Origin of the sequence: Bradyrhizobium lablabi, from assembly GCF_001440475.1 — a bacterium.
GTDB classification, from domain to species: domain Bacteria; phylum Pseudomonadota; class Alphaproteobacteria; order Rhizobiales; family Xanthobacteraceae; genus Bradyrhizobium; species Bradyrhizobium lablabi.
The window spans coordinates 1-13868 of record NZ_LLYB01000049.1; the positions used below are offsets into that span (position 1 = coordinate 1).

Here is a 13868-nt window from a genome sequence, read left to right on the forward strand (position 1 = left end):
ACCACCATTCTCGATATCGTCGACGTCATGATGGTGCTACGGGGGGGCATGCTCGACATGATCGGCCCGCCCGGCGAAGTCTATCATGCCTTGCAGCAGGCCGCCGGGGGGCGCGCGTCATGACGGCGGTCGACGGCCTCACCCCGCTGCGCGATCGGGCGCGTTACGCCCGGCCCGCGCGGCCGGCACTGTTGGGTGCCGGCGTGGTCGCCGCATTCGCGGTCGCGATGACGATGTGGGGAACGCTGGCGCCGATCTCGGGCGCGGCGATTGCGAGCGGCAATCTCCAGGTCGAAGGCCGCCGGCAGAGCGTGCAGCATCCCTATGGCGGCGTCGTGCGCCAGCTTACCGTGCGCGACGGCGCCCGCGTCGAAAAAGGCCAGCTCCTGATCCGGCTCGACGATAGCGACCCGCGCGCCAGGCTCGATGTGCTGATCGCCGATCGCGACGCCGCGCTTGCCGCGCGCGCGCGGCTGATGGCCGAACGCGACAAGAGCGACGCACCTGATTTCGACGAAAGTCTTCGCGCACGCGGCGAACTGTCTGCCGTGCGCCAGGCCATGGCCAACGAGACCGCGATGATGGCGGCGCGAAAACACCAGTTCGCGGCCGAGACGGCGGTGCTGCGCGGCAAGATCAAGGAGCTGGAGGCGCAGATCACCGGCACGCAGGCGCAGCTCGCCGGCACCGAGAAACAGCGGGAATTGCTGACCGACGAGATGAACGGCGCGCAGCATCTGTTCGCGCAGGGCTATACGCCGAAGACCCGTATCCTCGCTCTGCAGCGCGAAGACGCCAAACTGCAGGCCGATATCGGCGCGCAGCAGGCCAGCATCGCCGGCATGCAGCAGCAGATCGCGCAGAACGACCTCGAACTCGCCAGGGTGGAGCGCGCGCGCATGAGCGAAATCACCGACCAGTTGCGCGCAGCGGAAAGCAAGCTCGCCGAACTGGCGCCCAGGATCGAAGCCGCCACCGACGTGATGGCCCGCACGCGGATCACGGCTCCGGCGACCGGCTCCGTGGTCGGTCTCGACGTCTTCACCGAGGGCGGCGTGATCCAGCCCGGCGCGCGGCTGATGGATATCGTGCCGACGGACAATCCGCTGATCGCCGCCGCCAGGCTGAAACTCTCCGATATCAACGACGTCGCCGTCGGCCACCGCGCCGAGGTGCAGCTCGTCGGCATCAACTATATCGAGCGGCCGCGGCTCTACGGCACCGTGCACACGGTGTCCGCCGACCGCCTGACCGACGACAAGTCCGGACAGGGCTATTACGCCGTCGAGGTCGCGCTCGATCCCAACGATGTCAAGAAGTCGCGCATCGATCTGCAGGCCGGCATGCCGGCCGAGGTGATCGTGCCGACGCGGCCGCGCACTCTGTTCGAGTATCTGCTCGGTCCGCTGCGCGACGAGATCACCCGCGCGTTCCGCGAGCGCTGACGAGGAGATTGCCATGGCCGAATCCGAAAAGAATGCCCGCCGCTCCGACGAGGCCGAGCGCAGCCGTCACATCGCCGCAACCGAGTCGGTTGCGTTCGCCACCGTGCTGCTCGGCCTGCTCAACGACGCCGACACCGTGCTGCACCGTCTGGAACACGAGGAGGCGCGCACGGCGGAGCCGGCCGATGCGCCGGCAGATCCAGCAGAGATTATCCCGGCAGCGCTGACGCCCGCCGATCCCGACCCCGGCCACAACGGTCAGCACACCGGCGCGACCGAATCTCCGGCCGCCGACCTCTCGCCTGCGATCCATGCCGATGCCGCGGCAATGGCTCTGCCGCAGGACGAGAACGCGACGTCCACGGCAGCGTCACCAGGCGAAGTGCTTGTCACGGACGCCTTTGCATCGCCTGCGTCACCGAGCTTCAGCGCTTCGCCGGATCACGCGCCATCGGCGGGCACGAGTAGTACATCGACCGCCAGCATCGCATTACCGTCAATCGATCTTGGCGCAACCGTTCACAGTCTCGCAGATACCGTCACCGGTATCGTCGACGCGGCGCTTGCAACGGTGTCGAGCACCATCGCGAACCTGGGCACCACCGTCGGGCAACTGACAACAAGCCTGACAGGCACCGTGAGCCATCTTCTCGACGGTCTGACCGGCACGGTCACGGGCGCCACCCACGACGCGCCGGCCACGGGTCTGCTCGAGCCGCTGGTCAAGGACGTTCTCGGTCCGGCCCTTGGCCCAACGGATGTCGCCGACACCAGCTCGCATGGCCTGTCGCTGCTCGATACCGCAGGCGCGATACCGACCTCGTTCCTGCATCCGATTCCGCTTCAGCTTGGCTTTCTCGGCCAGCCGACGATGGACGGCCACGAGCCGCATGACGGTGCGTTTTCGGCGCTGGGAATCCATCATTTCTGAGGATCGCGTCACACCGCGTCAGCAACCGTCGCGCTCGACCGGGATAAGCAGGACGCGGTCGTGGCGCCCCAGCCTGAAGGCCTCGCCATTGGCGTAGATGCGCAACATGCCGTCTTGCGCATCGACCACCGGACTGGTCCATGCCTGGCTGGGCTCAGGACGTTCGACATAAAGCATCTGCTTCACGGCGTCCCAGACAAGCACGCCGCGGATGTCGCCGAGCAAATCGATCTTGCTGGGGTCGAGCAGCGGATGGTCCCACAGGCCGCCGACCTGCGCGCAGACAAAGCGATCGTCCAGCCAGGCCGGATATGGCTCACACAGGGGTTCGCCGTCCTCCATACGCGGGACCGGGACCGGGTCGCCGTCGACCCACAACAGCGCGCCGCACCAACCGGCTCCCTGGATCGTCACGGCGGCGCGGCGCAGGTTTGGCGAGAAATCGACGCGGACCATGCTGTTTGCCGCGCCGTCAAGGAAATTCCAGGCGCTGTGCTCATCATGGAATTCGAAACCGAGCGCGTCGCAATCCTCAGGTGCCAGCAAACGCGGCGGCGCCGGAAAATCGCTGGCGAAGCTGCGCTGTTCGTACGCAATCCGCGCGACCTCGTTCTGCCAAGCCTTGAGCAGCACAGCCTGTGTTGGGCCTTGAACGTCGCGCATGCCGATTTCGTGCCGCTGGGATCCCGGCAATTGCATGGCAAGGCGAGACAACCGACAACTCAACGCCCGCGAGTGTGGCTTGCACGCCATCATGCGGCCACGGCCGCCCCATGATCCTGCGCCATTCGTGATCGATGATCGTCCATGGCGGCCGGGGTCGCATTTCCCGAGTGTAGGCGTAGCGAGCTATTTCGAATGCCCGTACCAGCGGATGGCGAAACGGCCGATGCGGAGGGCCTGTCCGTCGATCGCCGGGATGCGCGGAGCAGCGGCGACAATACCCCGGCGTTGCGGCGTCGACTTCTGATCTGCCTCGCAATCGTCGTGCTGATTGGCGCAATCGGCGGTGCGATCTTGATTCAGTTCGCTCCCGATCTCCTGTTCGACGAGCCGTCCTGCGCGTCGCCGCCTGGTGACCCGAAACGTGGCGGATGTATCGCTTCCTTGCCCATCCCGGATATCGTGGTGACGATCAGCGCGACGGTGCACCTCTCGCCAGATGGCGACACGCTGTTGCTCGGCGGCCCACTTCGCAACGACACGACAAAGGTGGTGCTGGCGGGATTCAACATCGCGGAGCGGCGGGAGGCATGGCGCACGGCGCTCGACGATTTCGGGCCCGATGTCAGGGTAACCGTCTCGAAGACCGGCGACAAGGCCGCCGCCTGGGGCGCTGGCGGCATTCGTGTCCTCAATCTGCCGAGCGGCTCGGCCGTCATCGCGGTGCCGGCCGAAGCGATCGGCACCCATCTGTTTTTTGACGTGGCGTTTTCGGAAGATGGAAACGACGTCCTGACAGGTGATGCCTCGCGGCGGAAAAGCTTTCGTCTCGCCGGGGCGGCATCTGAACCCGGTCCCGACCCGGGCTTTGACCGGATCGACACCTGTCGCCCATTGGGCCACGTCGGGCAGAGCAATCTCGGGACCGTCCGCAGCCGTGACGGCAGAATGGTCGTGTTGCTGCCGACCGCCATGACCGCTGCGCCGGTTCAGGTTGGTCGATCTGCCCCGAGCCGCGAATTGTCGGCAGCCATCTGCGGGACGAGTTCAGTGGCTGTGCTCGTCGGTCCCGCCGGCTGGGAGGATGTCACCGCGCTATTTGCGTCGTTCTCGCCGAACAACGACAGGCTCGCGATCGTCTATGCCGGCAAGACGCCCCGTGGCCAGTGGCGCACCCTGATCGATATCTGGGACGCGCAAGGCCGAATGCAGCGGCTTGCCTCGTTTCCGGTCCGCGGCAACGTCGGCTATCGGATCGGCTGGTCGCACGATGCACGCCGGCTCGCCGCCGTCCGTTCCCGCAATGATGCGACCGACGCGTTGATCTACGCAATCCCGTGAACCTGCGCCTTAACGATATGGGAGCCTGACATGAATCGCACCATCCCGACTGCCCTCCTCTGGATTGCGGCGGCGTGCCTTTGCAGCGATGCGGCCCTCGCCCAGTGGAGCGGGCGCATCACGTCGAGCATGGGGCGCAGCTACGGAAACCTGGCACTGAGCCAATCGATCCTGAGCGGCACGCGGCGACTCGGAGATGCTGCGCCATCGGGCAGCACCGCCGCGCTGCCGGCCCCGACGACCCCGGCCCAAATCGACGCGGCGTTGAACTATACGGCCGACCCGCAGCGCAGCGAGCGCACCCGCGCCGACGTGATCAAGGCCATCAGCGGATCGGATGCCGCGCTGCGCGCCGACCTGGAAAAAGCCTTCGCCGATGATGCCGTGCTCAAGGAGTTCGAACGCGTCATGGCCGCGAACGGCTATTCGAGCCGCAACATCGCCGACAACATGACGGTTCTGCTTCAAGTCTCGTGGGAGACGCTCAGCGGCAGCACGGCCAGCAAGGCGCAGATCCTGGGAATTCGCCAGCAGGTGCTCGGCATCTTCCTCGGCACACCGGCGCTGCGCGCGATGACCAATGCCGAGCGCCAGGACTGGGCGGAACGGATCGCCTATCAGGTCGTGCTCGCCACCATCGCGAGGCAGGAGGCCCTGCGCAGCGGCGATCCTGCGCGGCTCAAGCAGGTCAGACAGACGACGGCTGCGATGCTGCAGGCGCAGGTCGGCATTGACATGTCGCAGCTACGATTGACCGAACAGGGATTCCGCAAAAAGTCCTGACGCGCGAGGGCGAGCCGCAACACCGTTCCGTTCGCGCCGCAGGCGTCTACCGCGGCACATTCGTTCCGGATTCCGCCGCGCGCTGCGCTTCGGCGACCCAGTACTCCTCATAGGCGCCGCTCACGGCGTCATTGACCAGATGATAGAAGCCGTTGAGCGCCCACGTCACCGACCCTCGCGCTGCGCTATATTTGTAGGCGACGATGGCTTCGACATCGAGGATGATCGTCGGAAATGGACCGCCCTTCGGGATCTGCACGACCGGCCGCTTGTAGCTGTCCATCGCATTGTCGAACGAGGCGGGATCGGACCCCGCCGGGCCGTTTTCCGGATCGAGATCCAGCGACCAAACGAATACCGGCCTGCGGGTGACGATCAACTCGCCGAGCAGGATGGCGACATCCATCACCAGCGAGTACGCGATCTCAGGTCCTTCGCGGGTGGATGAAAGCCGGGTATTGAACGAGGCGATCTTGCGATCGTGAATGCCGGGCCACTCCGATTTCGCCCAGCCGTGGAGCGCGTCGAGCAGCGGCTTGTAATCATCGGCCACGAGACCCGCGCGCAGGTCGATATTCTCCTCCGCCAGCAATTCGCCAAGCACGGCCAGCCGCTCTGCACGGTGCGCCAGCAAATAGTCGAGATTGGCCTGCGCCTGTTCGACGCTCAGCTTGAAATGATCGTCCGGGAATGGCGCCCGGTACGGCGGATAGCTGTCCAGACGCCGCGCCAGTCTGGTCCGTCGCAGTGATGTGAGCCAGCGCATGATCGTATCCCCGCAATCGAGTTAGGCGAATGCATGAGCTGGCATGGGTTAACAGCAAAATCGTGCGACCATGCAGGGGGATTGTGTCAAACTTTGCGCGCCATGCGCGCCGTCCGATGACAACGCATGGCGTTTTTGTTGCAAAGCCAGGGACGCATGTAATGGCGCCCGAAGGCGATCACGTCGTGAAATACCGCGACAGCCGATGCGACGATTTCTGCTGCCACGCGTCGGTTGTGTCGAGAAAGCCGATCCAGCCTTTCTTCTCCTTGCCGGTTTTGGTCTTTCCCTTCTTTGGTTTCTTGCCGGCGTTCACCTCGGCCTCGACGGCGCGGAAGCGATAGTGATCATAGACGTCGAGCACATGCACGGCGTATGCCTCGGCCAGCGCCTGATGCCCCCGCACGATCGTCAAGTTTTCGTCGTTCGAGTAGGAGGCCTTGTACCCGAGATTATGACTGCCAAATGCGACGATGCAATTTTCCGGATCGAGCGGGTCGATCACGAGAATCTTGTCGTGAATAATCGCCCGTCCGACCGTTAGCTTCTCGGCGAGTCGGAAATCTCCGAGCTCTCTGCCGATTTCCTTGTCGGTGAGCGCGGTGGCACGCACGACGGAGATGCCGTCCTGCTGAAAAACATGCGGCGATGAGGCTGGAATTTTTGCACCCGATTCGGTCTTGCGGCTCGCTTCAAAGCCCCACATCGCCTGCGTATCCGAAATTGCGCCGATCACATTGAGGGAGGTGTCCTTGAGGCCGAGATTGACGGCTTCGGCCACGATCGAGTTGACGCCGCCCCGAGACGGCATGAACACGAGGAAAAATATCGCCTTCCGTGCCTTGCGCATGAGCGAAAACAGACGATCCATATCCGGCGGAGGCGGAGGCACCGTCTTCACGGTCTTGGCGGGCGGCTGCTCCTTGCCGGGCATGTTCGGTGAGAACCAGCACTCGAATGTAGCACCGCCGGGAAGCTCGCCTGTCACGGCTTCGCGATTCTCGGTCTTGAGTTCATCGCTTTGATTGGCGTCGGATGACTTGGCGCCCAGCGGCTTTGGAACTTTCAGCTTGTCCTCATGCAGGCGCTGCCAGTAAGCGAGGAATCCGGCCGCGATTTCCTCGTCGTCGATGCGGACACAGTTGTTGCTCTGACCCGACACGCCCGACCAGGTCCAATTGGTCGAACCGGTCAGCACCGATTTCGCCGTACCGGCGTCGTCGACGTAGACGATGAACTTGTTATGGCCGATGTGGCCCGACCCGTTGAACATTCGATGCTGAAGCTTGAACTTTGTGCCGGGTTTCTTGGCAAGCTTTACCAGAACTTTGCGCGCCGCCTCGTTACGCGTGTCATAGAGCGTGACCTTCGTGCTCTTCTTGGCTGCGCTCTTTTTCTTCGCCGCCGCCGATTTTGCCTTTTTCTTTTTCGGCGCCGGGTCTCCGTCCTCCTCCGCGCTTGAAGGGCTGCCGGCATCCGAAAGAATCAAATCAAGACGCTCCGCATTCACCGCGAGAAAATCCTCGAGCTGCTTTTCCTCAAGCTCGTAAAGCGCCGCGTGGAAGCGGCCTCCGGGTTGCTTGAAAAAGTTCTCGATGAGTGGAAGGACTTCGCCGGCCAGATAATTCCGCAGGAAATCACCGGGGGTTTGCAGCCGGCCTTCCAGTTCGCCGGGCGTGATCTCGCCGTCCTCTTCCAGGATGCGCACGATGAACTGCGTCGACAAAATACCGTTGGTGAAGGTCGAGTTGAACGGCTGCCGATCGCGCGGCACGTCCATGACGTCAGTGCGGAACTCCGGTGTCAAAAAGCCGAGGGGGATCGGCTTGCCTTCGTAGGTGTGAAGGACTTCCTTTTGGGCTTTTCGGTCAAAGTGGCTTTCGGGCACGACCTCGACTTCCTGCATGCCATCCTGCAGATGCCCGACTGCACGGATGCAATAGCGCACCCGCAACTTCTCTTCGCGCCGCTCCAGCTTGCTGCGCCTCTTGCGCAATGTCAGGTCGCGCCAATTGAACTTCTGCACCGGCCAGACCGTCGTGTTTTGCGCCAGGCCCTCCGGGTTGTGCTGACCCTTGAAGGCCACATAGGCGGCGAGCGGCTTTGCTTCGATGACATCTCCCGCGGAGTTGAGAAATTCACGGACGATATTGAAGCCGAGGCAGTCCGGTATGCTCGGGCCATCGATCTCCCAGGCAATGTAAGCGACCTCATTGTTGGAGAACGCGGTCGCGCGCACGATTTTGGTCATGATTGAATCCCCCGGTTCAAGGCCAAGCCAGCCAGATGACAATCGTGTTACAACTAAGAGTATAGTACTGGGTCTCTTGCTGCCGCACCAGTGGCCCCGGTCGAAGTTCGGCGCGGTGCGGCGGAGCAACGGCTCGCTCGCGCACAAACGCGAGGCAGGCGCTCTTGGAGGAAAACCTGACCGCGAACATCCGCCTTGCGTCATTTGCGACGGTAACCGGATGGTGGCCTTCAGTGCCGGCGGGTTGTCAGCTGGCGGAAACGGCGCGCGCCACGGCCGATGAAGCCCCATCGCTCGGTCGTGGCGCGATGACCCAGCGACTCCGGCGATCCGCGCCAATAACCTGCGACGGACTGCAATCTTGTGCGTCTCATGGGCAGCGGCCTTCGCGAACGAAGGCACGTACTTAAGCCGCTTTAGATGTCATGCTTGACGCAACGAACATTCCGATATTGTCGAGAGCTGCATCGGCGGCCCCGAGAATGCCGGCACTGGAGGGAAACACGTGCAACATGCCGTCCGAAACGTGGACCTCGATGCCAGCGATGCCTTCTGCATAGCGCAGCGAATCGTCGAGCAATATCTCGGCGTCACCGACATGGATAAGTACGGGCGGCAGGCCCTGTCGATCGGAATAGACGGGCGAAGCCCGCGCATCGCGGGGATCGGCATCGCCAAGATAGAGCCGCGCCATTTCAGCTAGCGCCGCCGCGCTCCAAATCGGGTCCGCCGTATCGCGGCTCCGCATGGATGGGCTCGTGAGCGCAAGATCGGTCCAAGGCGATATGGCGACGACCGCGCGTGGCGCCGGCTCGCCATTCTTGAGCTGCGACAGCAGCGCCAAGGCCAGGCCGCCGCCGGCCGAATCACCGGCCAACACGATCTTCCGGATGCCTTGATCTACCAAGCCCTGGAAAGCGCGACGGGCATCTTCGATCGCTGCGGGGAACGGACGCTCCGGCGCCAGAGCATAGTCAGCAACAAAGGCCGGAATCCCGGCACGCGACACCATGTGGCCGACAAAGTTCACATAGGCTCGAGGCGAGCCGACCACATAAGCCCCGCCATGCAAATACAGGATGGCGCGATCGCGAGGGCCTGACGCCCGCCGAACCCAGATCCCAGGTACGCCACCGACAGATCCCTCCTCGCTTTCGATATCGCCTGCCGGCGCCACGCCGTTCATGACTTCATCGAAGAAAGGCCTGGCGTCCGGGCCCGTCACCGTTCCCTTGACGCCCTTCAGTTGCTCGCGAATTTGCACCATGACGGCGGCGTCTTTTTCGGACAACGCATGCGTCGCGATCGTCATCTCGTTGATCCCTTCGATTATCAGAAGATATGACCTGGACGGACTGTCTCACCGGCGGAACCATGAGACTGCTTGCTCGTGCTAACGTGATGCACGCGCGAAGGTTGCGGACGGAACCGAGCGCTCACCGGGTTTTGTTGGACACTGCGGAGCAGACCGGCGTTCGTGCTGCCGTCTGGCGCTAACAGGCATCAATGCTGGAGAAAGAAGGACCGCCGGTCGTCGCTAACGGTTCGAAGGCGTCGTCCGTGCCGACAGGTTCATCGGCGTCACGCCGACCTGGAACGGCGCAGGTGAAACAGTTTTTTGTCAGAAATGGCGCGCCCGAAGAGATTCGAACTCCTGACCCCCAGATTCGTAGTCTGGTGCTCTATCCAGCTGAGCTACGGGCGCGTTTTCGCTTGCACATTTGGGCTTTAGGCCCGGATGCATCCGATGTGGTTCGGAGGATCGCGAAAGAGCGCTTTAGCTACCCGCTCCGGCCTCGCTTTGCAAGGTCCGGAAATGGTCGATCTGTCCGGCGAATCAGCACCATCCAATTGGACACCAATCCCGGGCATCAGCAGACGCCAATCGAAATTATCTAGTAATTTCATTGTCTTACATATTTCATAGCTGCGCCCATGGACCCCGCCGACGCCCTCACCGTCCCTTGAACACCGGTTTACGCTTCTCGCGGAAAGCGGTGAGCGCCTCTTTGGTGTCCTCGGTTTCGGCCAGCGCCGCCGTCTGGCTCTGCTCGTAGCGATAGCCGTCGCGCAGCGGCAGTTCCTCGGTCAGTCCGAACGAACGCTTGGCGGCGACGATGGCAAGCGGAACTTTCTCCGCGATGGTCTTGCCGATCGCCTGCGCCTCGGCGACGACGCGTTCGCGCGGCACGCAGACGGACGCGACGTTCATGCGGTAGAGCTCGGCGCCCGACATGCGCTTCGCCGTATAGATCATCAGGCGCGCATCCGACGGGCTGAACGAGCGCAAGACGTGGCGGACGCCGCCCGCAAGCCCGTAGTCGACCTCGGTCATGGACATGTAGGCCTCCTCGGCGATAACGAGGATGTCGGAGACGAGGGCGAGCACGCAGCCGGCGCCGATCGCCGCGCCGTTGACGGCGGCGATGACCGGCTTCGGACATTCCATCACGCAATCGAACGCGGCGCGCACCAGGCGGTTGTGACGCGAATAGCCGCCCGGCTCCTGCAGCAGCGCCGGGCGCTCGGACAGGTCAGCACCCGCCGAGAAGATCTTGCCGTCGCCCGTCAGCACGATGGCGCGCACGTCGATCTCGGCGCCGAGAACGTCGAAAATCTTGATGATCTCCTCGCGAAACTTGCGATCCTGCGAGTTCACCGGTGGCGCCGTTATCGTCAGCGTGGCGACGTGATCGGTGATGTCGATGCGGAAGCGTTCGAGTGATTCAAGGCCTTTCATGGGATAGTCCTTTCGAAGCCGTAGAGGCGAGCTGGATTGTCGACGAGAATGCGGGTGCGCTGCGCCGGATCGGGCACCCAGCGGTGCAACAGATCGAGCATCTGACCGGCGTCCGGCGCCGGGCTCATGCGCACATAGGGCCAGTCGGACCCCCACACCACACGTTCGGGTGCGGCGGCGACCAGGGCGTCGTGGAAGGCGCGCGCATCGTCATGCCCGGCATCGCGTTGCGACACCCGGCAGACCGTGAGCTTGGCCCAGACGTCGCTGTCGGCGAGGCGCGCGAGAATGGATTTGAACGCAGCGGCATTAAGTCCACGCAGCGGGCCAGGACACGCCATGTGGTCCAGCACCAGCGTCACCTTCGAGCGCAGCAAATGCGGCAGCCAGTCCGCGAGATCATGCGCCCTGGCCCATAGCTCGGCGTGAAGGCCGACCGCCCGCATGCGCGGCGCCAGCACCGCGATGGCATCGAAGCCGACGCTGCCGGGATAGCGACTGCCATCCGGTGCGCGCATCTCGACGAAGCGGAGCCCGACGATACCGGCGAGGCGCCAGCCCTCGAGTGTGCCGGTGTCGATGCCGGGATCTGCGACCGCAACGCCGCGGAGAGCGCGGGGCGCGCCCGCGATGGCGCTCAACATGGCTTCGGGATTGCTGCCATAGGGCGCCGGCTGAACGAGCACGCCGCGCGCCAGGCGAAGCGTCTTGCGCAGGGAGGCCGCGACCTGCGGCGTCGCCTCGGGAAGCGCGTAGACCGGCCTGGCCGCCGGACGAAAGCGATCGTGTGGACCGAAGACGTGGCAATGCGCATCGCACGCGCCGGATGGCAGCGTCCAGCCCGGCACGGTTGCACCCGGCGCCGGAACGGTCTGGACGTCGACCGCCGTCACGACGAACTCCCGCGGTGTCCGGGTGGAAGGGTGACCAGAATGGTCTCGGGCGCCAGCCCGGTCGCTCCCTCGGGCAACGGCAATTGATGCGCATTCAGTGTCTGCGCCACCATCGTGTAGTAGCCGATCACGGCCGTCAGTTCGACCGCACCGCGCGCGCCCCAGCGGCGCAGCACGGCGTCGTAGGTGTCGGCCGGCACGCGGCCCGTCTGCTGCAGCGTGCGTGCGAACTCGTAAACCTCGAACTCCGCCTCGCCGTCGAAATCAGGGCTTTCGAGCGCCGCGATGGCATCGACGATCTCCTGCTTCAGGCCCGCCGCCAGCGCGGCGCGCGCATGCACCCACCACTCGACCTGCGCGGTCCAGCGCCGTCCGGTCACGATGATCGCGAGTTCGTTGAGATGTGGCGGCAGGCACGTGCGGTAGCGCAGAAATTCGCCCAGCGCCGACCATGCCGACGCCAGTTCCGGGCTGTGGATCGCCGCGCGCAACGGACCGATCATCTGGCCGCGCGGACCCGACACGACCGAATCGTGGAGACGGCGTTGCTCGGCGTTCATGTCTTCGACGTCGAGCAGGGGGATGCGCGGGCGCGGGTCGCCGACGCCGGTCACGACGCGGCTCCCGCGAGCAGTCCGAGTTCGCGCAGCACCTCCTGCGTATGTTGACCGAGAAGCGGCGGCGCCCGGTCGAAGCGCAACGGCGCCTCAGTTAGCCTGATCGGGCTGACGACCTGGGGAACGCTGCCGGCGAGTGGATGCAGCAGCTGTTGCAACATCCCGCGATGTTGCAGTTGGGGATCGGCGAAGACCTGCGGGATCGTGTTGATCGGCGCGGCCGGCACGCCGGCGGCGTCGAGCGCGGCAACGAGCGCGTCCCGCTTCCACGACGCGAACGCCGTGGACAGCAGCGCCGTCAGGTCGGCATTGGCGCGGACGCGGGCCGCGTTGGTGGCAAAACGCGGGGCATGCGCGAGACTGGCGTCGCCGATCACCTCGCACAGCTTTGCGAACTGGCCGTCATTGCCGACCGCGAGCACGAAATGTCCGTCGGACGCCGCAAACACGTCCTGCGGCTGGATGTTGGGATGACGGTTGCCGCCGCGCTGCGGCGTCTTGCCGGAGACCAGATGATTCATGGCCTGGTTGGCGAGGAACGTCGCCGCGACATCGAGCATGGCAAGGTCGATGGTCTCGCCGGCCCCGGTCTCGGCGCGGCGCGCGAGCGCGGCGAGACTGGCGACAGCCGCATACATGCCCGTCATCAGATCGACGATGGGAACGCCGACTTTTTGCGGGCCGCCGCCCGGCTCATCGTCCCGCGCGCCGGTTACGCTCATCAGGCCGCCCATGGCCTGGATCGCGAAGTCGTAGGCGGCATTCTGGCACTTCGGGCCATCCTGGCCGAACCCGGTGACCGAACAATAGACCAGCGACGGCTTCAGCGCGCGCAGCGACGCCGCATCGAGACCGTATTTCGCCAGCGCGCCGACCTTGAAATTCTCGATCACGACATCGCAGTGCTGCGCGATGGCGCGGATCTGTTGCTGCCCCTCGGCGGTTGCGATGTCGATGGCGACCGATCGCTTGCCGCGATTGACCGAGAGGAAATAGCCGCTCTCGCCGGTGGCGTTGCCCTCCCCGTCCTTGAGGAACGGCGGACCCCAGGCGCGCGTGTCGTCGCCGGCGCCCGGCCGTTCGATCTTGATGACGTCGGCGCCGAGGTCGGCGAGAATCTGCGTCGCCCAGGGCGCCGCCATGATGCGCCCGAGATCGAGCACCCGGATATGCGTCAATGGACCGTTACGTGGATGCGCGGCCTCAGCCATCGACGGCCTCCGTCGCTTTGGCCGACGGGCGTTCCGCAAACGTGGCGTGCCACGCGGCCAGCCGGGGCCGGCCCTGGCGCCACGTCAGATCGGCAAAGCGGAAGTCCAGATAGGAAAGCGCACAGCCGACCGCGATGTGCCCGATCCCGAACGATTCGCTTTCCAGCGTGCCGGCCTCCGCCTCCAGGCGGTCGAGCGTGGCGGCGGCCTTGACGGCGAAGGCGTCG

Annotated in this window: 13 protein-coding genes and 1 tRNA gene; 4 read left to right on the forward strand and 10 right to left on the reverse strand. The window is 64.6% G+C overall.

The annotated features are described in order from the left end of the window. The first annotated feature begins 119 nt into the window (after positions 1-119). Entirely contained in the window at positions 120-1445 is a 1326-nt protein-coding gene (locus tag CQ14_RS07915) for an HlyD family type I secretion periplasmic adaptor subunit (protein WP_057857364.1), read from the forward strand. A 13-nt stretch (positions 1446-1458) separates the two neighbouring features. Beyond that, positions 1459-2376: a flagellin family protein gene (locus CQ14_RS07920; protein ID WP_057857365.1), complete on the forward strand. Its 918-nt coding sequence runs from the start codon at positions 1459-1461 to the stop codon at positions 2374-2376. A gap of 18 nt (positions 2377-2394) precedes the next feature. On the opposite strand, the gene CQ14_RS07925 is transcribed toward CQ14_RS07920, so the two are convergent. Beyond that, a complete protein-coding gene (locus tag CQ14_RS07925) occupies positions 2395-3039 on the reverse strand; it encodes a hypothetical protein (RefSeq protein WP_156434763.1) in 645 nt (214 codons plus the stop codon). 195 nt (positions 3040-3234) lie between these two features. On the opposite strand from CQ14_RS07925, the gene CQ14_RS07930 reads away from it, so the two are divergent. Together CQ14_RS07930 and CQ14_RS07935 are read left to right on the forward strand one after the other, a co-directional pair. Next, positions 3235-4380, forward strand: coding sequence for a WD40 repeat domain-containing protein (locus tag CQ14_RS07930; protein WP_057857367.1), 1146 nt, complete (start codon positions 3235-3237; stop codon positions 4378-4380). A gap of 30 nt (positions 4381-4410) precedes the next feature. Then, the gene (locus CQ14_RS07935) at positions 4411-5163 is read left to right on the forward strand and encodes a DUF6683 family protein (RefSeq protein WP_156434764.1); all 753 of its coding nucleotides are present in this window, start codon (positions 4411-4413) and stop codon (positions 5161-5163) included. 46 nt (positions 5164-5209) lie between these two features. On the opposite strand, the gene CQ14_RS07940 is transcribed toward CQ14_RS07935, so the two are convergent. From CQ14_RS07940 to CQ14_RS45895, 9 genes are all read right to left on the reverse strand, one after another. Further along, positions 5210-5929 carry a hypothetical protein gene (locus tag CQ14_RS07940; protein WP_057857369.1) on the reverse strand — a complete coding sequence of 240 codons (720 nt, stop codon included), beginning with the start codon at positions 5927-5929 and terminating at the stop codon, positions 5210-5212. A 178-nt stretch (positions 5930-6107) separates the two neighbouring features. Next, the gene (locus tag CQ14_RS07945; RefSeq protein WP_057857370.1) at positions 6108-8180 is read right to left on the reverse strand and encodes a phospholipase D-like domain-containing protein; all 2073 of its coding nucleotides are present in this window, start codon (positions 8178-8180) and stop codon (positions 6108-6110) included. 406 nt (positions 8181-8586) lie between these two features. Beyond that, positions 8587-9366, reverse strand: coding sequence for an alpha/beta hydrolase (locus tag CQ14_RS07950; protein ID WP_199805467.1), 780 nt, complete (start codon positions 9364-9366; stop codon positions 8587-8589). A gap of 442 nt (positions 9367-9808) precedes the next feature. After that, positions 9809-9885 (reverse strand) — tRNA-Arg (locus tag CQ14_RS07955). Positions 9886-10134: 249 nt separating this feature from the next. Next, on the reverse strand, positions 10135-10920 hold the full coding sequence (locus tag CQ14_RS07960; RefSeq protein WP_057857372.1) for an enoyl-CoA hydratase/isomerase family protein: 786 nt from the start codon (positions 10918-10920) through the stop codon (positions 10135-10137). Beyond that, the gene (locus CQ14_RS07965) at positions 10917-11813 is read right to left on the reverse strand and encodes an amidohydrolase family protein (RefSeq protein WP_057857373.1); all 897 of its coding nucleotides are present in this window, start codon (positions 11811-11813) and stop codon (positions 10917-10919) included. Before CQ14_RS07965 ends, CQ14_RS07960 begins: the two co-directional genes overlap by 4 nt. Further along, the gene (locus tag CQ14_RS07970; RefSeq protein WP_057857374.1) at positions 11810-12427 is read right to left on the reverse strand and encodes a carboxymuconolactone decarboxylase family protein; all 618 of its coding nucleotides are present in this window, start codon (positions 12425-12427) and stop codon (positions 11810-11812) included. The genes CQ14_RS07965 and CQ14_RS07970 overlap by 4 nt, the downstream gene beginning before the upstream one ends. Continuing rightward, on the reverse strand, positions 12424-13641 hold the full coding sequence (locus tag CQ14_RS07975) for a CaiB/BaiF CoA transferase family protein (RefSeq protein WP_057857375.1): 1218 nt from the start codon (positions 13639-13641) through the stop codon (positions 12424-12426). Before CQ14_RS07975 ends, CQ14_RS07970 begins: the two co-directional genes overlap by 4 nt. Then, positions 13634-13868, reverse strand: a 235-nt coding sequence (locus CQ14_RS45895) for a glutathione S-transferase C-terminal domain-containing protein (protein ID WP_347337122.1), incomplete at its 5' end; no start/stop codon positions are given. The genes CQ14_RS07975 and CQ14_RS45895, both read right to left, overlap by 8 nt.

What these genes read in the sequence shown, in the direction of transcription:
- CQ14_RS07915 (WP_057857364.1), top strand. Translation starts at nt 120, where the DNA reads ATGACGGCGGTCGACGGCCTCACCCCGCTGCGCGATCGGGCGCGTTAC.
- CQ14_RS07920 (WP_057857365.1), top strand. Translation starts at nt 1,459, where the DNA reads ATGGCCGAATCCGAAAAGAATGCCCGCCGCTCCGACGAGGCCGAGCGC.
- CQ14_RS07925 (WP_156434763.1), bottom strand. Translation starts at nt 3,039, where the DNA reads ATGCGCGACGTTCAAGGCCCAACACAGGCTGTGCTGCTCAAGGCTTGG.
- CQ14_RS07930 (WP_057857367.1), top strand. Translation starts at nt 3,235, where the DNA reads ATGCCCGTACCAGCGGATGGCGAAACGGCCGATGCGGAGGGCCTGTCC.
- CQ14_RS07935 (WP_156434764.1), top strand. Translation starts at nt 4,411, where the DNA reads ATGAATCGCACCATCCCGACTGCCCTCCTCTGGATTGCGGCGGCGTGC.
- CQ14_RS07940 (WP_057857369.1), bottom strand. Translation starts at nt 5,929, where the DNA reads ATGCGCTGGCTCACATCACTGCGACGGACCAGACTGGCGCGGCGTCTG.
- CQ14_RS07945 (WP_057857370.1), bottom strand. Translation starts at nt 8,180, where the DNA reads ATGACCAAAATCGTGCGCGCGACCGCGTTCTCCAACAATGAGGTCGCT.
- CQ14_RS07950 (WP_199805467.1), bottom strand. Translation starts at nt 9,366, where the DNA reads ATGAACGGCGTGGCGCCGGCAGGCGATATCGAAAGCGAGGAGGGATCT.
- CQ14_RS07960 (WP_057857372.1), bottom strand. Translation starts at nt 10,920, where the DNA reads ATGAAAGGCCTTGAATCACTCGAACGCTTCCGCATCGACATCACCGAT.
- CQ14_RS07975 (WP_057857375.1), bottom strand. Translation starts at nt 13,641, where the DNA reads ATGGCTGAGGCCGCGCATCCACGTAACGGTCCATTGACGCATATCCGG.